At 76.0% G+C, this 18,036-nt stretch carries 21 protein-coding genes; 8 read left to right on the top strand and 13 right to left on the bottom strand.

Annotation, left to right across the window (positions count from 1 at the left end; translation table 11 throughout):
• Positions 1-32: 32 nt before the first annotated feature.
• The gene (locus tag C7C46_RS12120) at positions 33-1,622 is read right to left on the bottom strand and encodes a pyridoxal phosphate-dependent decarboxylase family protein (protein WP_220040599.1); all 1,590 of its coding nucleotides are present in this window, start codon (positions 1,620-1,622) and stop codon (positions 33-35) included.
• Positions 1,619-2,986, bottom strand: a complete 1,368-nt coding sequence (locus C7C46_RS12115; protein WP_110668674.1) for a diaminobutyrate--2-oxoglutarate transaminase family protein — start codon at positions 2,984-2,986, stop codon at positions 1,619-1,621. Before C7C46_RS12115 ends, C7C46_RS12120 begins: the two co-directional genes overlap by 4 nt.
• A 110-nt stretch (positions 2,987-3,096) precedes the next feature.
• Between C7C46_RS12115 and C7C46_RS12110 the strand changes: the two genes are divergently transcribed.
• Positions 3,097-3,723 (top strand): class I SAM-dependent methyltransferase, encoded by a 627-nt coding sequence (locus tag C7C46_RS12110; RefSeq protein WP_110668672.1) that lies wholly within the window; start codon positions 3,097-3,099, stop codon positions 3,721-3,723.
• Between the two features lie 38 nt (positions 3,724-3,761).
• Here the strand turns inward: C7C46_RS12110 and C7C46_RS12105 are convergent, their stop codons facing one another.
• Positions 3,762-4,295 (bottom strand): GNAT family N-acetyltransferase, encoded by a 534-nt coding sequence (locus tag C7C46_RS12105; protein WP_110668670.1) that lies wholly within the window; start codon positions 4,293-4,295, stop codon positions 3,762-3,764.
• 68 nt (positions 4,296-4,363) lie between these two features.
• On the bottom strand, positions 4,364-5,056 hold the full coding sequence (locus C7C46_RS12100) for an HAD family hydrolase (RefSeq protein ID WP_110668735.1): 693 nt from the start codon (positions 5,054-5,056) through the stop codon (positions 4,364-4,366).
• A gap of 128 nt (positions 5,057-5,184) precedes the next feature.
• Here C7C46_RS12100 and C7C46_RS12095 point away from each other — a divergent pair, with 128 nt between their 5' ends.
• Positions 5,185-5,385, top strand: a complete 201-nt coding sequence (locus C7C46_RS12095) for a hypothetical protein (RefSeq protein WP_110668669.1) — start codon at positions 5,185-5,187, stop codon at positions 5,383-5,385.
• Here C7C46_RS12095 and C7C46_RS12090 read toward each other — a convergent pair.
• Both C7C46_RS12090 and C7C46_RS12085 read right to left on the bottom strand, forming a co-directional pair.
• Complete coding sequence (locus C7C46_RS12090; protein WP_110668667.1) at positions 5,376-6,383, bottom strand: hypothetical protein; 1,008 nt, start codon at positions 6,381-6,383, stop codon at positions 5,376-5,378. The two genes, C7C46_RS12095 and C7C46_RS12090, sit on opposite strands and share 10 nt — an antisense overlap.
• Before the next feature lie 124 nt (positions 6,384-6,507).
• Positions 6,508-7,575, bottom strand: coding sequence for an RNA ligase (ATP) (locus tag C7C46_RS12085; RefSeq protein ID WP_110668665.1), 1,068 nt, complete (start codon positions 7,573-7,575; stop codon positions 6,508-6,510).
• A gap of 309 nt (positions 7,576-7,884) precedes the next feature.
• Between C7C46_RS12085 and modA the strand changes: the two genes are divergently transcribed.
• From modA to C7C46_RS12070, 3 genes are all read left to right on the top strand, one after another.
• Complete coding sequence (gene modA, locus C7C46_RS12080; RefSeq protein WP_110668663.1) at positions 7,885-8,790, top strand: molybdate ABC transporter substrate-binding protein; 906 nt, start codon at positions 7,885-7,887, stop codon at positions 8,788-8,790.
• Positions 8,790-9,581, top strand: coding sequence for a molybdate ABC transporter permease subunit (gene modB, locus C7C46_RS12075; protein WP_110668662.1), 792 nt, complete (start codon positions 8,790-8,792; stop codon positions 9,579-9,581). The genes modA and modB overlap by 1 nt, the downstream gene beginning before the upstream one ends.
• A 71-nt stretch (positions 9,582-9,652) precedes the next feature.
• Positions 9,653-10,699 (top strand): ABC transporter ATP-binding protein, encoded by a 1,047-nt coding sequence (locus C7C46_RS12070; protein ID WP_245984366.1) that lies wholly within the window; start codon positions 9,653-9,655, stop codon positions 10,697-10,699.
• Between the two features lie 52 nt (positions 10,700-10,751).
• Here the strand turns inward: C7C46_RS12070 and C7C46_RS12065 are convergent, their stop codons facing one another.
• Together C7C46_RS12065 and C7C46_RS12060 are read right to left on the bottom strand one after the other, a co-directional pair.
• The gene (locus tag C7C46_RS12065) at positions 10,752-11,006 is read right to left on the bottom strand and encodes a hypothetical protein (RefSeq protein WP_146259060.1); all 255 of its coding nucleotides are present in this window, start codon (positions 11,004-11,006) and stop codon (positions 10,752-10,754) included.
• Positions 11,007-11,219: 213 nt separating this feature from the next.
• The gene (locus C7C46_RS12060) at positions 11,220-11,585 is read right to left on the bottom strand and encodes an ArsR/SmtB family transcription factor (protein WP_425470052.1); all 366 of its coding nucleotides are present in this window, start codon (positions 11,583-11,585) and stop codon (positions 11,220-11,222) included.
• A 13-nt stretch (positions 11,586-11,598) separates the two neighbouring features.
• On the opposite strand from C7C46_RS12060, the gene C7C46_RS36410 reads away from it, so the two are divergent.
• On the top strand, positions 11,599-12,219 hold the full coding sequence (locus tag C7C46_RS36410) for an MFS transporter (RefSeq protein WP_245984367.1): 621 nt from the start codon (positions 11,599-11,601) through the stop codon (positions 12,217-12,219).
• Positions 12,220-12,329: 110 nt separating this feature from the next.
• On the opposite strand, the gene C7C46_RS12050 is transcribed toward C7C46_RS36410, so the two are convergent.
• Both C7C46_RS12050 and C7C46_RS12045 read right to left on the bottom strand, forming a co-directional pair.
• The gene (locus C7C46_RS12050) at positions 12,330-13,037 is read right to left on the bottom strand and encodes an aminoacyl-tRNA hydrolase (protein ID WP_110668652.1); all 708 of its coding nucleotides are present in this window, start codon (positions 13,035-13,037) and stop codon (positions 12,330-12,332) included.
• 9 nt (positions 13,038-13,046) lie between these two features.
• The gene (locus C7C46_RS12045) at positions 13,047-13,967 is read right to left on the bottom strand and encodes a hypothetical protein (RefSeq protein ID WP_146259059.1); all 921 of its coding nucleotides are present in this window, start codon (positions 13,965-13,967) and stop codon (positions 13,047-13,049) included.
• A 101-nt stretch (positions 13,968-14,068) separates the two neighbouring features.
• Between C7C46_RS12045 and C7C46_RS12040 the strand changes: the two genes are divergently transcribed.
• Entirely contained in the window at positions 14,069-14,443 is a 375-nt protein-coding gene (locus C7C46_RS12040) for a YbjQ family protein (protein WP_110668649.1), read from the top strand.
• Positions 14,444-14,471: 28 nt separating this feature from the next.
• A complete protein-coding gene (locus C7C46_RS12035) occupies positions 14,472-15,593 on the top strand; it encodes an FAD-dependent oxidoreductase (protein ID WP_110668647.1) in 1,122 nt (373 codons plus the stop codon).
• Here the strand turns inward: C7C46_RS12035 and paaE are convergent.
• From paaE to paaC, 3 genes are read right to left on the bottom strand one after another with little or no spacing between them, the layout of a single operon-like run.
• Positions 15,581-16,657 carry a 1,2-phenylacetyl-CoA epoxidase subunit PaaE gene (gene paaE, locus C7C46_RS12030; RefSeq protein WP_110668645.1) on the bottom strand — a complete coding sequence of 359 codons (1,077 nt, stop codon included), beginning with the start codon at positions 16,655-16,657 and terminating at the stop codon, positions 15,581-15,583. The two genes, C7C46_RS12035 and paaE, sit on opposite strands and share 13 nt — an antisense overlap.
• Positions 16,657-17,151 carry a 1,2-phenylacetyl-CoA epoxidase subunit PaaD gene (gene paaD / locus C7C46_RS12025; RefSeq protein ID WP_110668643.1) on the bottom strand — a complete coding sequence of 165 codons (495 nt, stop codon included), beginning with the start codon at positions 17,149-17,151 and terminating at the stop codon, positions 16,657-16,659. Before paaD ends, paaE begins: the two co-directional genes overlap by 1 nt.
• On the bottom strand, positions 17,145-18,023 hold the full coding sequence (paaC, locus tag C7C46_RS12020) for a 1,2-phenylacetyl-CoA epoxidase subunit PaaC (RefSeq protein ID WP_110668641.1): 879 nt from the start codon (positions 18,021-18,023) through the stop codon (positions 17,145-17,147). Before paaC ends, paaD begins: the two co-directional genes overlap by 7 nt.
• Between the last annotated feature and the right edge of the window lie 13 nt (positions 18,024-18,036).

Genomic DNA, 18,036 nt, shown 5'->3' with positions numbered 1-18,036 from the left:
CCCGGGCCGGCGCGGCAGGTCGCGGCTGTAGTTTACGCGCGGCCCAGTTCCCGGGCGGTGGCGACCACCGTGTCCAACAGGCGGGCCAGGTCGGCCTCGGTGGTATGCGGATTGAGCAGGGTGAGCTTGAGCCGGACCGATCCGGGCGTCACGCCCGGTACGGGAGCGGGCAGTTCGGTGCGCCCCAGGACCGCGCGGCCCTCGGCCAGCAAGCGGCGGCGCAGCTCGGCGTTGAACCGGTCCGAGACCAGCCCGTCCGTCTCGCACCGGTCCGGGCCGGCCCGGTCCGCGTCGAGCCGCCCGGCGGGCGCGCCCGCGGGCGGCCGCGCCCGGAACAGCACGGTGGTCAGCAGCGGCTCGCGGTGCAGTTCCAGTTCGGGCCGGGCCCGGACCAGCTCGGCGGCGGCCAGCGCCAGCTCGCGGCAGCGGTCCACCAGCGCCCCCAGGCCGGCCCGCCCCAGCGTGCGCAGGGTGACCAGCAGCTTGAACGCGTCGGCCCGCCGGGTGGTGCGCAGCGAGCGGCCCAGCAGGCTCGGGTAGCCGGCCTGCTCGTCGTCGAGCGGGTTGAGATAGGCGGCCCGGCGGGCCAGCGAGGCGTAGCTCTCGGCCTCGCGGACCAGGAACACCCCCGCCGCCACCGGCTGCCAGCCGAACTTGTGCCAGTCGAGGGCCACCGAGTCGGCCAGCGCCAGCCCGTCCAGCAGTGGGGCCAGCCGGTCCGAGAGCAGGGCGCCGCCGCCGTAGGCCGCGTCCACGTGCAGCCAGCTGCCGTGCGCGGCGGCCAGCTGCGCGCAGCGCCGCAGCGGGTCCACGGCGCCCGTGTCGGTGGTCCCGGCGGTGGCCACCACCGCGACCGGGGTCTCGCCGTCCCGCTCGCCGGCCGCCAGCGCCGCGGCCAGCGCCGCCGGGTCGAGGCGCTGGTCGGCGTCGACCGCGACCGGGACCACCGCGCGCTCGCCGAGCCCGAGCAGGGCGGCGGCCCGCTGCACCGAGAAGTGCGCGGCGCGCGAGGCGTAGATCCGCGGGCGCCGGGCCAGGTCCACGCCGTCCAGCTCGGGCCGCGAATGCGGGGTGCGCAGCGCCCGGTCACGGGCCAACAGCAGGCCGAGCAGGTTGGACTCGGTGCCGCCGGAGGTGAGCACCCCCGCGGCCTGCTGCGGCTGGTAGCCGACCAGCGCGGCGAGTTCGGCCAGCAGCTCGGTCTCCAGCACGGTGGCGGCCGGCGCCTGGTCCCAGGAGTCCAGCGAGGAGTTGAGCGCGCCCGCGGCCAGGTCGGCGGCGACCGCCACGGCCAGCGGCGGACAGTGCAGGTGGGCGGCGCAGGCCGGGTCGGCGGGATCGGCGGCGCCGTGCGCGAGCAGTTCGGTCAGGGTGGCGAGCGAGGCCTGCGGGGCGTGGACGGCGTGGCCGACCTCGGCGGCCAGTGCCTTCGGGTCGCCGGCCGCCAGCGGGCCGCCCCGCCGCTCGGCGCCGGCCGCGAGCGCGGTGAGCACGGTCTCCAGCAGCGGGCGCAGCGCGGCGGGGCCGGCCACGCCGCCGGCCAGCGCGGCGGCGTGGGCCGGCTCGGCCGGCGTGGCGGGGCCGGCCGCGTCACTGTCCGGTGCCGCGGAGTCGGGCGTCACCGGGGCTCGCTCGCAGCCTCGACGGCCTCGGCCAGCCGCTCGACCACCGCGCCGGCCTGCTCGTCGCTGATGGTCAGCGGGGGCAGCAGGCGCAGCACCGCGTCGTGCCGCCCGCCCAGTTCGACGATCAGCCCGCGCTCCAGGCACGCCTCGCGCACCCGCAGCCCGAGCGCCGGATCGGCCGGCCGGGCCCCGCAGGCGTCCAGCTCGGCCGCCGCGTCCACCAGTTCGACGCCGATCATCAGCCCGCGCCCGCGCACCTCCCCGATCACCGGCAGCCGGGTCTGCAGGGCCGTCAACTCCCTGACCAGGAAGCGCCCCACCTGCTCGGCCCGGTCGGCCAGCCGGTGCTCGGCCACGTACCGCAGGGTGGCCGCACCCGCCGCCATGGCCAGCGTGTTGCCCCGGAAGGTCCCGGTGTGCGCGCCGGGCCGCCAGCCGTCGTATTCCTCCCGGTAGACCACCACCGCCAGCGGCAGGCTGCCGCCGATCGCCTTGGAGAGCACCATCGCGTCCGGCACGATGCCGCTGTGCTGCACCGCCCACATCGCCCCGGTGCGCCCGACGCCGGTCTGCACCTCGTCCACGATCAGCGGGATGCCGCGCTCGGCGGTGATCCGGCGCATCTCACGCAGCCACCCGTCCGGCGCCGGCACCGCGCCGCCCTCGCCCTGCACCGCCTCCAGGATCATCGCGGCCGGGCGCACCACCCCTCCTGACGGGTCGTCAAGGAGGCGTTCGGTGTAGACCGCGGCCAGTCGCTCGCCGGCCGGGCCGCCGAGCCCGAAGGGGCAGCGGTAGGAGTACGGGTAGGGCAGCCGGGTCACCTCGCCGCCGCTGGGCAGCGGCTCCTTGACCGCCACGTTGCCGGTCACCGCCAGGGCGCCGGCGGTCATCCCGTGGTAGGCGCCGGTGAAGGCGAGGGTGCCGCGCCGGCCGGTGGCGGTCTGCATCAGCTTGAGCGCGGCCTCCACCGCGTCGGTGCCGGCCGGCCCGCAGAAGTGCACCCGGGCCCGGGCCGCGAACTCGGCGGGCAGGCTCTCCAGCAGCGCGGTGGTGAAGTCGTCCTTCTCGGCGGTGGCCAGGTCCAGCAGGTGCAGCGGCGCGCCGCTGTCCAGGGTGCGGCGGATCGCGGCCAGCACGACGGGGTGGTTGTGGCCCAGCGCCAGGGTGCCCGCACCGGACAGGCAGTCCAGGTACCGGCGGCCGTCGGCGCCTTCGACCGTCATCCCGTGGGCCCGGACCGGGACGATCGGGAACGAGCGGGCGTAGGTGCGGGCCGCGGACTCGCGGACCCGCTGCCGGCGCAGGATCGCGGTGCCCGGGGTCGGCGCCGGCTCGGCGAGGTCGGCAATGAGGGACACAACCAACTCCTAAAGTTAGGTTAGCCTAACCTTAGTTTATGGCGGGCGCGCTGCCGCTCCCGACGGGTTCAACGACACGCGGCGGCTCGGGTCACGGGTACCCTGCGGCCATGACCGACGCCCGGGACCACGCGGACCACGCCGACCACGCCCGCACCCGGGAGTTCTTCGCGGCCCGGGCCGGCGAGTGGGAGCGCAGGTTCCCCGAGGACGGGCCGAAGTTCGCCGCCGCGGTGGCCGAACTGGGGCTGCTCCCCGGCCAGTCGGTGCTGGACGCGGGTTGCGGGACGGGCCGGGCTCTGCCGGTGCTCCGTCAGGCGGTGGGCGCCGAGGGCGTGGTGCTGGGGGTGGACCTGACCCCGGAGATGCTGCGCGAGGCGGTCTCGGCGGGCCGGGCCGCGGTCGCCACCCTGCTGCTGGGCGACTGCGGGCAACTGCCCCTGCGCACCGGCGCGGTGGACGCCGTCCTCGGCGCCGGGCTGCTCTCGCACCTGCGCCACCCCGCGGCGGACCTGGGCGAGCTGGCCCGGGTCACCCGGCCGGGCGGCCGGCTGGCGCTGTTCCTGCCCACCGGGCGGGCGGCCCTGGCGGCCCGGCACGGGCGCACCCTCGCACCCACCGACCTGGCGGCCCGCCCGCGGCTGACAGCGACCCTGACGAGCGCCGGGTGGTCCTTGGAGCAGTACCTGGACGAGTCGGACCGCTTCCTGGCCGTGGCCCGCCGGACGACGAGCTAGGACGCGGTTCTCGGATCGCGCCCCGGCCGGGCCGGCGGCTACTGCCGGCGCCACTCCTCGGCGAGCAGGCCGAGCATCACCACGTCCAGCCACTCGCCGCACACCCAGGCCGCACTGCGCGCCCTGCCCTCGACGGTGAAGCCGGCCTGCGCGGCGGCCCGCAGCATCGGCTCGTTGTCCGCCAGCGTCTCCACCTGGAGCCGGTGCAGGCCGCGCACCGCGAAGCCGTAGCGGCACAGCACCCGCACCAGGTCCGCCCCGTACCCGCGGCCGCGAAAGCCGGGGCGCAGCGACAGGCCCAGGTGGCCCGAGCGGTTGTGGCTGTCGATGCCCCAGAGCAGGGCCGCCCCGACCAGTTCCCCGGAGGCGGTCTCCACCACGGAGAACGGCGCCGCGTCGTCGGTCGGCTCCCCCACCGCGTACGGCGAGTGCGGCGAGCCGGGCGGGATCGGCCGCCAGGGCCTGGTGTCGCCACGCGAGCGGGTCAGCACGTCCTCGTACAGCTCGGCGTGGAGCACGGGGACGTCGGCCTCTTGGCGGGCCCGGAGGGTGAGGTGGGTGCCTTGGAGCATGTCACCTTGCTAACACAGGCAGCCTGCCGGACACCACCCGTTTTCCCCGGCCGCGTCCTGACCGGGCGTCAGAACCCGACCAGGTCCAGGACCGGGGTCAGCGCCGCCGGACGGGCGGCCACCGGCAGGTGGGGGACCTGGTGGAAGGTGCAGCCCAGGGCCGTGGCGCCGCCGTCGGCCGCCAGGTGGTCGCCGACCATCAGCACGTCCTGCGGGGCCAGGCCCAGCGCCTCGCAGCCGGCCCGGAAGATCCGCGGGTCGGGCTTCTGGGCGCCCAGCTCGTAGGAGAGCAGGTAGGCGTCCACCAGCGGGTCGAGCCCGTGCGCGCGGAAGACCGGCCGCAGGTCCCAGCCGATGTTGCTGACCACGGCCACCGGGATCCCGCGGCGGCGCAGCTCGCGCAGCGTCGGCTCCGCGTCCGGGTACGGCGCCCAGGCAGTGGTGCTCATGTGACGGTCGTACAGCTGGTCCGCCGTCAGCCCCTCGGGGAGTCCGGCCGCCCGGGTCAGCCCGGTGTACGCGGCGCGGTGCAGCTCGGGGGTGAGGTCCCGGGTGTCCACCAGCTCGGCGAGCCCGGCCGGCACCTCGCTCGGGGCCACCCCGCCGGGCAGCGCGCCGAACCACTCCAACCGCCGCACCAGCTCGGCCCGCTCCGCGTCGGCCAGCACCAACCCGCGCTCCGCGAGCGCTCCGTCCAGCCACTGCTCGGTCGACTCGATCCGCAGCAGCGTGCCGGAGAAGTCGAACATCACACCCTTCAGCATGCGCCGAGCGTACGTGAGCGTGGTGAGCGGGCAGCGGACCAGTCCACCTGTCCCGGATTGGCCCTGTCCCGACGCACCATCAACCGGCCACTCTGACAGCAGTGGCCCGACGATCGGAAGAGCCGATGAACCTGCGACCGACCCACCCCGTCACCGACCGCACCGAACGCGCCTGGCAGCACCAGCACGAGACCCGCCGCGCCGACCCGCTGCCGCTCGGCCGCGCGCTGCGCCGCCTGTGGGTGCTGGTCACCCGGGCCGGCACCTCGTCAGACGCCGCCCCGGCCGCCCCGCTCGGCACCCGGACCCGCCCCCGTCAGTCGTAGTCCGAGCCGCTCACCGCCCAGGCCAGCCCGGTGGCCGGGTCCTCCAGCGCGAGGTGCAGGTACCAGACCTCGTCGGCCGGCGCGCACCAGGTGTAGCAGCGCATCCGGGCCACCAGCGCGTCCACCTCCGCCGGGCTGCACTCCCCCGACGGATCCGCCATCGCGGCCAGCGCCCGCCACACCCTGACCCGGCCGCGCGCGGCGCCGCCCGAACGGCCGTAGGCGCCCGCCCCCGAACCCGCCCGGACCAGCGCGGGATAGGCGGCGGCGAACGGCAGGTACCCACCGGTGACCGACCCGCCGGGCGGCCCACCAGGCTCGCCGACGGACTCCGCGGCAGCGAACAGCGCCGCCGCCTCGGCCGCCGTGCCCCGCACGCAGCGGGCCGACACCCATTCGCACAGCCCGCCGAGTGCGGCGGTGGCCGGCCAGCCCGCCACCGTCGGCGGGACCGCCGGCGGCAGCGCCACCGGCGTCAGGCCCTCGCGGCTCTCCGGCAGCGGGAAGTGCGGGGTGGCCGCCGCCCCGCCCGCCCGGTACTCGGTGACCCGGTCGCCGACCTCCCAGCCGGCCTGCTCCCACGGGTGCAGCACCGGCGGCGCCGCCGCGAGGCGCTCGCCGGCCAGGTCCTCGCCGAGCAGCACCCGGGTGTGCGCGACCAGGGTGCGCACCGGCCCGGCGATCGGCAGCGCGGCCAGCTCGCGCCAGAGGTGACGGACCGCCAGTACCTCCCAGAGCGGGCCGACCCAGTTGTCCTGCTCCCCGGCGGCCGCACCGGGGCCGGCCGCCGGATCGAACAGCGCGGCCGCGATCGGGGCGGGCGCGCCCAGCGCCACCATGTGCCCGAGCGCGGCCACCTGCTCCGCGGCCACCCGCTCGCCACCCCGCGCGAACGCCTCGGCCCTGGTCCGCCGGTAGTCCGCCAGCAGTGCGCTCCAGTCGGGCCCGCCCGAGGAATCGACGGGTCGCCGCTGCTCGTACGTACCGGAGGTGATCATATTTGTCAGCGTACGGCCCGTTCCCCGAGGCCGCCTGACGCCACGTCACGCCACTACGCCAAGCACGCGAACGCCACCGGCGGTACCGGTCAGGCGGCCGGGCCGGTCAACGGGGCCGGTCCGGTCACTCGTACTCCGTGCCGCCCTTCCTGGTCAGGTAGGCCGGGCTGACCGCCTTGGCGATCGCGCGGCCGCCGAGGACGGGGCTGTGGCGCTCCGTCACCGGGCGGATCACGACGCCTTCGCGCAGGTGCACGGCGCGGCCGGAGAGGGTCTCGCGACCGGTGGCGTGCGCGAACACCGTCTCGGTGTCGAACGGCCCGCGCCACAGCTCGGGGACCAGCGGCAGCTCGCCCGCCAGCAGTTCGGCCGCCGGGAGCCAGTGCAGTTGGCCGTCGATCACCGCCGAGACGTCGAAGACCGCGTAGCCGGGCAGTTCGGTGCGGGCCGAACTCCCGTAGTCCAGATCCTGCACCCCCGCCCCGAAGACCTCGCCGAAGAGACCGACCCGCTCCGCCCCCAGCCGCTCGGCCAGCCGGGCGGCCACCTCGGCCACGCCGTGCGCCCGCACCGCGCGCCAGTAGACGTTGCGCGGGTCCTCGCGCAGCGCGAGGTGCTGGGCCCCGATGCCCTTGGAGGAGACCTGCAGCTGCCCGCTGACCGCGTGGTAGGTGACCAGGCAGCAGGAGCCGTGCACCTTCTCCGTCAGCACCACCGGCTCGCCGGGCTCGAAGATGCCGGGGAACCGCTGCAGGTTCTCGATGTCCACCCACGGCAGCAGGTCGGGCGCGGACTCCACGTCGCCGTTCATCGCGGTCGGGATCGGCGGGCGCCACTTGGTGATACCCAGTCGCTCGGCGAAGTCCTCGCCCTGCTCGGCGGCCGCCGCCAGGTCCACCCCGGCCAGCGCGCGCGGGCGGCAGACCAGGCCCTGGGAGAGCTCTCCGCGCAGCCGGACCGCCTTGACCCGGTTGGCCTCCGCGCCCGCCAGCCGCCCGGTCAGCCCGAGCTCCTCGATCAGCCCGGCCGGGAGCACCGCCTGCTCGGGGATGTACACCGCGTACTCCCCGCTCCGGTAGGCGCCCTTGGCGACCACCGCGCGGTACAGGCCGACCTGGGCCAGCTCCAGCGCGTCGGCGTTCGGATGGTCGAGCACGGTCAGCTGTTCGGCGGTGACCCGCAACGTGGACATCCCACGGCCCCCCTTCGTTCCCTCTCGGTCCTGCGGTGAGCCCCCACTGTGCCGCTGCCGCCCCCGCTCCGGCCAGGGGTTTTCCGACGCATCGCACAGTCCGCCCCGGGGTCGGGACACCCTGCTCCTGTGCGATGCCACGAGGGTATCGGGGCTTGCATTTGCGGCACTATGATCGCCAATGCGCCAGCAGTTGCGACTGTGCCGGCCGGCGCGAGGGTCGCCCTCTTCCGCCGCGTCGCGCGGCGGACCGGCCCGCACCTGACCGCACCGCCGCGCCCCTGGGGCCCGGCAGGAGGGGAATCGCAGATGACCACCACCCTGACCCGCAGCCGCGCCCGGACCCGCACCGCCGCCGCACTGGCCGCGCTGGCCCTGGCCGCCGGCCTGGCCGCCTGCTCCAGCAGCAGCTCCACCGGCGCGAGCGCCGCGGGCTCGCCGAGCACCGGCGCCTCCCAGCCGGCCCTGTCCGGCACGGTCACCGTGTTCGCCGCCGCCTCGCTGCAGGGCACCTTCACCGAGCTCGGCAAGAAGTTCGAGGCCGCCCACCCGGGCACCTCGGTGAAGTTCAACTTCGGCGGCAGCTCTGCGCTGGCCCAGTCGATCGTCGGCGGCGCGCCCGCCGACGTGTTCGCCGCCGCCTCCCCCGCCACCATGAAGACCGTGACCGACGCCAAGGGCACCGCGAGCGACCCCGCCGTCTTCGTCCGCAACACGCTGGAGATCGCGGTCCCCAAGGGCAACCCGAAGCACATCTCCTCGCTCAAGGACCTGGCCGCCTCCGGCGTGAAGGTGGCGCTGTGCGCTGCGCAGGTGCCGTGCGGCGCGGCCGCCCAGACCGCGCTGAAGGCGGCCGGGGTCTCGGTCACCCCGGTCACCCAGGAGCAGGACGTCAAGGGCGCGCTGACCAAGGTCGAGCTCGGTGAGGTCGACGCCTCGATCGTCTACCAGACCGACGTCAAGGCCGACGCCGGAAAGATCGACGGGGTGGACTTCCCCGAGGCCGCCAAGGCCGTCAACGACTACCCGATCGCCGACCTGGCCAAGGCGCCCAACTCGGCGGCCGCCAAGGCCTTCGTCGCGTACGTGGAGTCGCCGGAGGGCATGGCGGTGCTGACCGCGGCCGGCTTCAAGGCGCCGGCAGCCGCAGCCGCCGGCTCCCCCTCCCCCGCCGCTTCCGGCTCCCCCTCCCCCGCCGCCTCCCCCTCCGCGTGATGCGGCGCGCCTCCCGGACCGCACCGGCAGCGCTGCTGCTGCCGGCCCTGCTCGGGCTGCTCTTCCTGGACCTCCCGCTGGTCGGCCTGCTGGTCCGGGCACCCTGGCGGGAGCTGCCGGCGCAGCTGGCGGGCGATCAGGTCTGGGAGGCGCTGCGGCTCTCGCTGGTCTGTGCGACCAGCGCCACGGCGGTCTCGCTGGTGCTGGGGGTGCCGCTGGCCTGGCTGCTGGCCCGCACCCGGTTCCCCGGGCAGCGGCTGGTGCGGGCCCTGGTGACGCTGCCGCTGGTACTGCCACCGGTGGTCGGCGGGGTGGCGCTGCTGCTGGTGCTGGGGCGCAACGGGATCGTGGGCCGCTGGCTGGACTCGGCCTTCGGGCTCACGCTGCCCTTCACCACCGCCGGCGTGGTGGTGGCCGAGGCGTTCGTGGCGATGCCGTTCCTGGTGATCAGCGTCGAGGGCGCGCTGCGGGCGGCCGACCCGCGGTACGAGGAGGCGGCGGCCACTCTGGGCGCCTCCCGGCTGACGGCCTTCCGGCGGGTGACGCTGCCGCTGGTGGCCCCCGGGGTGGCGGCCGGCGCGGTACTGGCCTGGGCCCGGGCGCTGGGCGAGTTCGGCGCCACCATCACCTTCGCCGGGAACTTCCCCGGCCGCACCCAGACCATGCCGCTGGCGGTCTACCTGGCGATGGAGAACGACCCGGCGGCGGCGATCGCGCTCAGCCTGGTGCTGCTGCTCGTCTCCATCGCGGTACTGGCCGGGCTGCGCGGACGCTGGACGGGGACACCGTGACGAACCCTCAGGACCACCAGGACCACCAGGACCACCAGGACCAGCAAGACGGCCGGGACCGCCGGGACGGCCTGGACGCACAACTCCGGGTGAACCGACCCGACTTCACCCTCGACCTCGCCCTGCGCGCCGCCCCCGGCGAGGTGCTCGCGCTGCTCGGCCCCAACGGCGCGGGCAAGTCCACCGCGCTGCGGGCGCTGGCCGGCCTGCTCCCGCTGGACGGCGGCCGGCTGCGCCTGGACGGCACGGTGCTCGCCGATCCGGCCGCCCGGCTGGACACCCCGCCCGAGCGGCGACCGGTGGGCGTGGTCTTCCAGGACTACCTGCTCTTCCCGCACCTGAGCGCGCTGGACAACGTCGCCTTCGGCCTGCGCTGCCGGGGCCGGTCCAGGCGCGAGTCGCGGGCCGAGGCGGCCGGCTGGCTGGAGCGGATGGGCCTGGCCGAGCACGCGGGCGCCCGCCCCGGCCGGCTCTCCGGCGGCCAGGCGCAGCGGGTGGCACTGGCCCGGGCGCTGGCGGTGCGGCCCCGGCTGCTGCTGCTGGACGAGCCGCTGGCCGCGCTGGACGCCCGCACCCGGCTGGACGTGCGGGTGCAACTGCGCCGCCACCTGGCCGAGTTCGAGGCGGTCGCGGTGCTGGTGACGCACGATCCGCTGGACGCGATGGTGCTGGCGGACCGGCTGGTGGTGATCGAGGACGGCGCCGAGGTGCAGACCGGCACGCCCGCCGAGGTGTCCCGGCGCCCGCGCACGGACTACATCGCCCGGCTGGTGGGCCTCAACCTGTTCCACGGCACCGGGCGCGGCCACGCGGTGGTGCTGGCGGACGGGACCGAGCTGGCGACCGCCGAGCAGGTGGCCGGCCCCGCCTTCGCCGCGTTCCCGCCCGCCGCGGTCACCCTGCACCGCGAGCGCCCGCAGGGCAGCGCCCGCAACGTCTTCCCGCTCACCGTGGCCGGGCTGGACCTGCACGGCGACCTGGTCCGGGCCGAACTGACCGGCCCGCTGCCCTTGGCCGCCGACCTGACCCCGAGCGCCGCCACCGAACTCGAACTGACCCCGGGCACCCCGGTCTGGGCCGCCGTCAAGGCCGCCGAGACCCACGCCTACCCGGCGTAGGGCCCGCCACCGCCCTTGGCCCCCGCCCGCGTAGCTCGCCGGCGGGGCCGCCTCACCGGCGGGCCCGCCAGACGGCGTAGAGGGTGGCGGCTGCCCCGGTGACGGTGCCGAACGCCCCCGGTCCGGCCGCCAGGTAGACGCCCGCCGAGACGACAAGGATGCTCAGCAGGGCGAGCAGGTCGAGGGCCCGCTGCCGGGACTCCGCACGCGGGCAGGGATCGGCGGGGCTCACCGGTTCGGCGAGGCTGCGTGAATCGTCCTGCTGCGCCGGGGAGTCGGGCCGGCCTGGGTCGAGCTGCGACGGCATGGTGCCCTCCGGTTCCGGGAGGGCGGGCTCGGACGGAGCCCCAGCCAGCTCGTTCGGCTCCACTGCCGCACGCCTTCCTGGGGTCACTTCCCCGCTGTGATGCTCACGCACCACAACCCGCCCCCAAAAGGTCGCGCGGCCGAGCGGCCACACAACTGTTGTCCTCAGCATAGCTCGACGAAAGCCTTGCCACCAGGCCCACCTGAGGCTCCGTCAGCGCAGCACCGCGTCCACCAGGTCGGCGCCCAGCCGGGCGCTGGTGCCCAGGTCGAGCGAGTAGAGCACGTAGCGGCCGCGGCGGCGGATGTGCAGCAGGCCCGCCTTGCGCAGGACCGCCAGGTGGCGGGAGACCTCGGGGGCGGTGAGGTTCCAGGCGGCGGCCAGCTCGCCCGTGGTGTGCGGCCCGCGCGCGATGCTGCGAGCCAGCCGCAGCCGCACCGGGTGGGCCAGCGCCTCCAACCGCTGCTGCACCAGGGCGAGCGAGACCGGCTCGCCCGCCTGCGGGTCGGCCACCGGGTACTGCAGCACCGGCCGCCAGCCCTGCGCGTGCACTGCCACCAGGTGCGGGCGCCCGAACACCGTGGGGACCAGCGTGACCCCGCCCGCCCGGGTGCCGGCGCGGCCGCCCCTCGCCCCGGGCACCGCCCCGGTCGGCGGGGTGAGCGCCGTGCTGAGCCTGGCCAACCTGCCGTTCGCGTTCTGCTTCGACGTGCTGGAGGTGGCGCTGCCCGCGCTGTTGGTGACCCGGCTGCACGTCTCCCCCGCATGGGCCTCGGGGATCTTCGTGGGCAACACGGTGTTGGTGATCGCTGCTCAGCTGGCCGTGGTGCTCTGGTTGGCCCGGCGCTCGCGACGCTCGGTGCTGACCGCGGGCGGCCTGCTGCTGGCCCTGTCCTACCTGGGCTTCTGGGCGGCCGGGACCCTCGGTGGCGGCCTTGGGGCGGGCGCGCTCTGCGCGGTGGCGGTGCTCTACACCGGCGGCGAGATCGTCTACTCGGGGGCCGGCACCGCCCTCGTGGTGGCCGCCGCCCCGGCCGACGGGCTGGGCCGGGCGCTGGCCCGCTGGGAGCTGTCCAACGGGCTCGGCCGGGCGGCCGCCCCGGCGGCGCTGACCGCGCTGCTCGCGGTGGGGCCGGGCATCCTGTGGGGCGTGCTGGCCACGGCCACCGCGCTCGGCGCGTTGACGGTGCGCCGGTTCGGGCCGACGGTGTGAGGGCGAGGCGGGCGAGGGCGCCTCGCGTGAAGGCGCAGCGGCTGGGGGCGCCCCGGGTGACGCCGTGCCAGGTGGCGGCCCGCCGGCTGACGGTGCGCCGGTTCGCCCCGTCAGCGCAGCGCCGGGTGGTCGGCGACCACCGTGGGCGAGCCGGGGGCGATCTCGGTGAAGCCCGCGTCCCGGACCAGCGGCAGCCGGCCGCTGGTGAGTTCGGCCCAGCGGGCCGGGTCCGCGGTGCGCACGGCCAGCGCGAAGCCGGACTCGGCCCACTCCTTGCGCTGCGCCTCGTCCAGCTGCCACCAGGCCAGCTGGGCGGCGTGGCCGGTCTGCGCCATCGTCTTGCCCGCGCTCATCTCCACCTGCGGGTTGAGCCAGAGCACCGGCAGCGCGGGGTCGGCCACCGGGGCGGGCTCGTCGGGGTCGTCCAGGTCGGTGCCGGAGACCTGCAGCTTGGCCAGCTCCTTGGGCCAGCCGTCCAGCGGGACCGGCGGGTAGACCCGCACCTCGGCCGCGGCCCCGGGGACCGTGATCCCGGGCAGCTCGGCCGCCTTGCGCCCCTCGCCGCCGCGGGCCCGCCGCACCACCTTGCGGATCCGGGCGTCCTCCCAGTTGTGCACCGCCTCGGCCCACTCGCCCTCGCCGGTGGCACGCGGGTCGGCGAGCAGCGTGAGCACGGCCCGGGCCGAGGTCTCCAGCGCGTCGGTGCGGGCCGGCGGATCGGCCTTCTCCAGGTGCAGCACCAGCGGCAGCACGTACTGCGGCCGCTCGTCGCGGGCGTTGGCGGTCTCGGTCTCGAAGGGGGCGGGTGCTGAGGTCACCCGCTCAGGCTACCTGCGGTAGCCGCGGCCCGGTTCGCGCTCCTCGGCCTCGTCGTAGGTGAGGAACCAGCCCTCCGGGTGGGTGGCGGCCAGCAGCTGCTCCAGCCGGACCCCGGCCTCCTCGTCTTCCTCGTCCACGCCCATGTCGTAGACGCCGAGCAGTTCGTCCGAGCACCCGTCCCAGTCGTAGTCGTACAGGTCGGCGGGCAGCTCGCCCATCAGGTCGGCGACCGCCTGCGGCTGGCTGGTCAGCAGCTGGCGGGCGTCGGCCAGGGCGAAGCGCAGCGCGAGCTCCTCGGCGGCGCAGCGGGGCAGCGGCCACTCGCCGAGCCCGAGGTCCTCGGCCAGGTCGTCGAAGGTGCGGGCCATGGTGCGCCGCCAGGAGCGGTGCATCGCCCAGGTGGTGTGCGGCAGCCGGGCGAAGACCGACCACTCGGCGTCCTCGCCGGGCAGCACCGGCTCGTCGCCGTGCTCCTCCAGGTCGTCGTAGGCGGCGTCGGCCAGCGCCAGCAGCTGGGTGTGCAGCAGGCAGGCGGTGCGCGGGGTCAGCGTCCAGTCGCCCGCCTCGCCGTCCTCGCCGTCCAGCGGGAACAGCTCGGCGAAGTCGGGCGCGAAGTCGTCGGTGGTGCTCAGCTCCAGGGTGCCGCCGAGGGCCTCGATGCCCGGCAGGGCGCCGATCAGCCGGTCCGGGTGGAGCAGCGCGCCGAGCGCGGCGTGCGGGTCCTCGGACACCTCGCGCAGCAGCTCGCTGCGCTGGGCCGCCGGGTCGGCCCCGGAGAAGTCCAGTTCCTCCACCGCGGCCACGGCAGCGGCCCGCAGCGCCGGCCAGTCCGTCACCCGGATCCCGAGCACCACCGTGGCCTCGATCTCCAGCGCGCCCGGATGGTCCGTCGCTCCCGACCCCTGCGAATGATCACTACGCTCACCCATGGCCTAACGGTAAGGCCTATCACCGTCGCGCTCACCGCCCCGGTCGGCCTTTTCGAGTGGCGCTGCCGGCTTCGCGCCCCCGCCGCCCGCAGGATGGCCCCATGAGCAACCTTGACGAGTACGGCGGCGGCCCGGGACCGAGTGCGGACGTGCTGGTGGTGACCACCAACGAGGTGCCGGGCTACCGGGTGGACCGGGTGATCGGGGAGGTCTTCGGACTCACGGTGCGCAGCCGGCACCTGGGGACCCAGATCGGGGCCTCCTTCAAGTCGATGCTGGGCGGCGAACTGAAGGGTCTGACCAAGACCCTGGTCGAGAGCCGCAACCAGGCGATGGAGCGGCTGATCGAGCAGGCCCGGGCGCGCGGCGGCAACGCGGTGCTGATGATGCGCTTCGACGTGACCGAGGCGGCCGACCTGGGCACCGAGATCTGCGCGTACGGGACGGCGGTGGTGATCAGCCCGCTGGCGGGATGATCACGCGCGGCCACGGTGTTTCACCACCGTGACCGTTGAAACTGCAACAGATGTGGTCGTGATCGGCGCCGGTCAGGCCGGCCTGTCGGCCGCCTACCACCTGCGCCGCCGCGGCTTCGCGCCGTTCACCGGTTTCGTGGTGCTCGACGCGGACACCGCGCCCGGCGGGGCCTGGGCGCACCGCTCCCCCTCGCTGCGGATGGCGACGGTGCACGGCTTCCACGACCTGCCCGATTTCGAGCTGCCGCCGCCGGACCCCACCGCCCCGGCCCGCGAGGTGGTGCCCGGGTACTTCGCCGCGTACGAGGCCAGGCACGCGCTGCCGGTCGTCCGCCCGGCCAGGGTGACGGCGGTGCGCGACCTGGGCGAGCGGCTGCTGGTGGAGTCCACCGCCGGGAACTGGACGGCCCGGGCGGTGGTGAACGCGACCGGCACCTGGACCAGGCCGTTCCTGCCGCACTACCCCGGCCGCTTCACGGGCCGTCAGCTGCACTACGCCGACTACCGGGGGCCGCAGTCCTTCACCGGGAACGGGAAAGGGCCCCTGCTCCCCGGTGGCGGGCGAAAGGAGCGGGTGGTGGTGGTCGGCGGCGGGGCCTCGGCGATCCAGCTGCTCTCCGAGCTGGCCGAGGTGGCCGAGACGATCTGGGTGACCAGGCGCGAGCCCGTGATCCGGGACGAGCCGTTCACCCCCGAGGCCGGGCGGGCCGCGGTGGCGCTGGTCGAGCAGCGGGTGGCCCAGGGGCTGCCGGTGAGCTCGGTGGTGGGCGTGACCGGGCTCGGCCCCTCGGTCGCGCTGCGCCGGGCGCGGCAGCTGGGCGCGCTGCACCGGCGGCCGATGTTCGACCGCCTCACCGAGCACGGGGTGGCCTGGGGCGAGCACCAGGAGGCGGTAGACGCGATCGTCTGGGCCACCGGGTTCCGGCCCGAGGTGGGCCACCTGGCGCCGCTGGGGCTGCGCGAGCCGGGCGGCGGCATCCGGCTGGACGGCACCCGGGCGGTGGCCGACCCGCGGGTGCACCTGGTCGGCTACGGCCCCTCGGCCAGCACTGTCGGCGCCAACCGGGCGGGGCGGGCAGCGGTGAACGAGATCGTCGGGCTGCTCGGCCGGCCCCGGCCGGTGGGCGCCGGGGCGGCTCAGGCGTCGTAGTCGACCGTCACCCGGTCCGACACCGGCCGGGCCTGACAGGTCAGCACGTAACCCGCCGCCAGTTCCTTCTCCTCCAGGGCGAAGTTGCGGCGCATCTCCACCTCTCCCTCGGTGACCTGGGCGCGGCAGGTGCCGCAGACGCCGCCCTTGCAGGCGAACGGCAGGTCGGGGCGGGAGAGCTGGGCGCCGTCCAGCACGCTGCGGTCACGCGGCAGCCGCAGCACGCTGCGCCGCCCGTCCAGCACCAGGGTCACCTCGCTGGCGGCGGCCCCGTCCGCGGCCGGGTCGACCTCGACCCGTTCGGCCACCGGCTCGTCCTCGGCGTGGAACAGCTCCTGGTGCACCCGCTGCGCCTGGACCCCGAGCCCGGCCAGCAGCTCGCGCACCCCGGCCACCATGGCGAACGGCCCGCACAGCCACCAGTGCCCGACCCCGCCGACCTCGCCGACCAGCGCACCCAGCAGCGCCCGCACCCGCTCGGTGTCCAGACGCCCGCTGAGCAGCTCGGCGTCCCGGGCCTCCCGGGAGAGCACGTGGACCAGCTCGAAGCGGTCCAGGTAGCGGTCCTTCAGGTCGGCCAGCTCGTCGGCGAACATCACCGTGTCGCTGCGCCGGTTCCCGTACAGCAGGGTGACCGTGGACTGCGGGTGGGCCGCCAGCACGGTGGCCGCGATCGAGAGCATCGGGGTGATCCCGGAGCCGGCCGCGACCAGCACGTGGTGGGCCGGCACCGCCAGGTCGGCGGTGAACAGCCCGCTCGGGGGCAGCACCTCCACCTGGTCACCCACCGCGGCCCGGCGCACCAGCTCCCCGGAGAACAGCCCGCCGGGCACCTCGCGCACCGCGATCCGCAGCGGGCCGCCGACCGGCGAGCAGATCGAGTAGGAGCGCCGCTCGTCCGCCCCCTCGATCAGCCGGCGCAGCGTCAGGGTCTGGCCGGCCTGGAAGGCGAACTCCGCGGCGAGTTCCTCGGGCACCTCGAAGGTGACCGCCACCGCGTCCTCGCAGAGCCGGTCCAGCGCGGCGATCCGCAGGGGGTGGAACTGCGCGCGGCGGGCGGCCATCAGATCTCCTTCATGCGTTCGAACGGCTCTCGGCAGTCGCGGCAGCGCCACAGCGACTTGCACGCGGTGGAGCCGAACCGGGACAGCTCCTCGGTCGCGGCCGAGCCGCACTGCGGGCAGTGCACCACCAGCCGGGTCGGCCCCAGCTGCAGCAGCCCGGGCCGGGCCGGCCCGGGCGGGGCGATCCCGGCGGCGGCCAGTTTGGCCTTCCCGGCGGGCGTGATCGCGTCGGTGCTCCACGGCGGGTCCAGCCGCAGCCGCACCGCGACCTCGGTGTACCCGGCGCGGCGCAGCCGCAGCTCGACGTCGGCGGCCATCTCGGCCACCGCCGGGCAGCCGGAGTAGGTGGGGGTCAGCCAGACCGTGACCGCCGACCCGGCCTGCTCGACCCCGGCCAGCACGCCGAGCTCGGCCAGCGTGAGCATCGGCAGCTCGGGGTCGGGCACGGCGCCGGCCAGCTGCGCCGCGTCCGGACGGGCCGCCGTCGTCACCATGTCGCCCCCGGGTGCTCGCGGGCCACCACCTGCAGCTCGGCCAGCAGCCGGCCCAGTGCCTCGCCGTGCACGCCCTCGCGCCCGGCCCGCCCGCCGATCCGGGCCAGCGGCCGGGCCGTGGGCACGGCCAGGGTGGCCCGCTCGATCGCCCGGGCCAGCTCGGCCTCGACCGGCTCGCGCAGCCCGGCCGGGTCCAGGCCCAGCCGCAGCTCCACCTCGTGCGCGGTGAACAGCTCGTCGACCAGCGGCCAGACCGCGTCCAGACCGGCCTGCATCCGCTCGCGCGAGTACGCGGTGCCGTCGCCCAGGCGCAGCAGCCAGGCGGCCGCGTACTCCTGGTGGTAGGCCAGCTCCTTGACCCCGCGGGCGGCCACCGCGCGCACCACCGCGTCGGGTGCGGCCTCGGCCAGGCGCCGGTAGAGGGCGCCGCGGGCGGTGGCGAAGACCAGCAGCCGGGCGATGGAGAAGGCGAAGTCGCCGTTCTCGGCCTCCACCAGGCGCACGTTGCGGAACTCGTGCTCGGCGCGCCAGTAGGCGAAGTCGTCCTCGGTGCGACCGGTGCCGTCCACCTGGCCGGCCCGGGTGAGCAGCAGGCGGGCCTGGCCGAGCAGGTCCAGCGCGAGGTTGGCCAGCGCCACCTCCTCCTCCAGCTCGGGCGCGTGCGTGGTCCACTCGATCAGCCGCTGGGCCAGCACCAGGGCGTCGTCGCCGAGCAGCTGGCAGTAGAGCGAGAGGTCGGCCCCGTCGACGTCCGGTGCCGGCGCGGTGTCCACGCCCAGCAGCGGGTCGGCGAAACCGGTGCCGTAGGCCCAGCGGGCCTCGGCCTCGTGGTCGCCCTCGGCCAGGGTCAGGTAGACGTGATCGTCCGTCATGCTCGGGCTCCCC

Source organism: Streptomyces tateyamensis, from assembly GCF_003205575.1.
GTDB lineage: Bacteria > Actinomycetota > Actinomycetes > Streptomycetales > Streptomycetaceae > Kitasatospora > Kitasatospora tateyamensis.
This window is presented reverse-complemented; position numbering and strand designations above follow the sequence as displayed.

Coding starts and splice junctions, on each gene's coding strand:
- modA (WP_110668663.1), top strand. CDS start 7,885: ATGACCACCACCCTGACCCGCAGCCGCGCCCGGACCCGCACCGCCGCC.
- modB (WP_110668662.1), top strand. CDS start 8,790: ATGCGGCGCGCCTCCCGGACCGCACCGGCAGCGCTGCTGCTGCCGGCC.
- paaE (WP_110668645.1), bottom strand. CDS start 16,657: ATGGCCGCCCGCCGCGCGCAGTTCCACCCCCTGCGGATCGCCGCGCTG.
- paaC (WP_110668641.1), bottom strand. CDS start 18,023: ATGACGGACGATCACGTCTACCTGACCCTGGCCGAGGGCGACCACGAG.
- paaD (WP_110668643.1), bottom strand. CDS start 17,151: ATGGTGACGACGGCGGCCCGTCCGGACGCGGCGCAGCTGGCCGGCGCC.
- C7C46_RS12105 (WP_110668670.1), bottom strand. CDS start 4,295: ATGCTCCAAGGCACCCACCTCACCCTCCGGGCCCGCCAAGAGGCCGAC.
- C7C46_RS12045 (WP_146259059.1), bottom strand. CDS start 13,967: ATGGGTGAGCGTAGTGATCATTCGCAGGGGTCGGGAGCGACGGACCAT.
- C7C46_RS12110 (WP_110668672.1), top strand. CDS start 3,097: ATGACCGACGCCCGGGACCACGCGGACCACGCCGACCACGCCCGCACC.
- C7C46_RS12095 (WP_110668669.1), top strand. CDS start 5,185: ATGAACCTGCGACCGACCCACCCCGTCACCGACCGCACCGAACGCGCC.
- C7C46_RS12040 (WP_110668649.1), top strand. CDS start 14,069: ATGAGCAACCTTGACGAGTACGGCGGCGGCCCGGGACCGAGTGCGGAC.
- C7C46_RS12090 (WP_110668667.1), bottom strand. CDS start 6,383: ATGATCACCTCCGGTACGTACGAGCAGCGGCGACCCGTCGATTCCTCG.
- C7C46_RS12085 (WP_110668665.1), bottom strand. CDS start 7,575: ATGTCCACGTTGCGGGTCACCGCCGAACAGCTGACCGTGCTCGACCAT.
- C7C46_RS12065 (WP_146259060.1), bottom strand. CDS start 11,006: ATGCCGTCGCAGCTCGACCCAGGCCGGCCCGACTCCCCGGCGCAGCAG.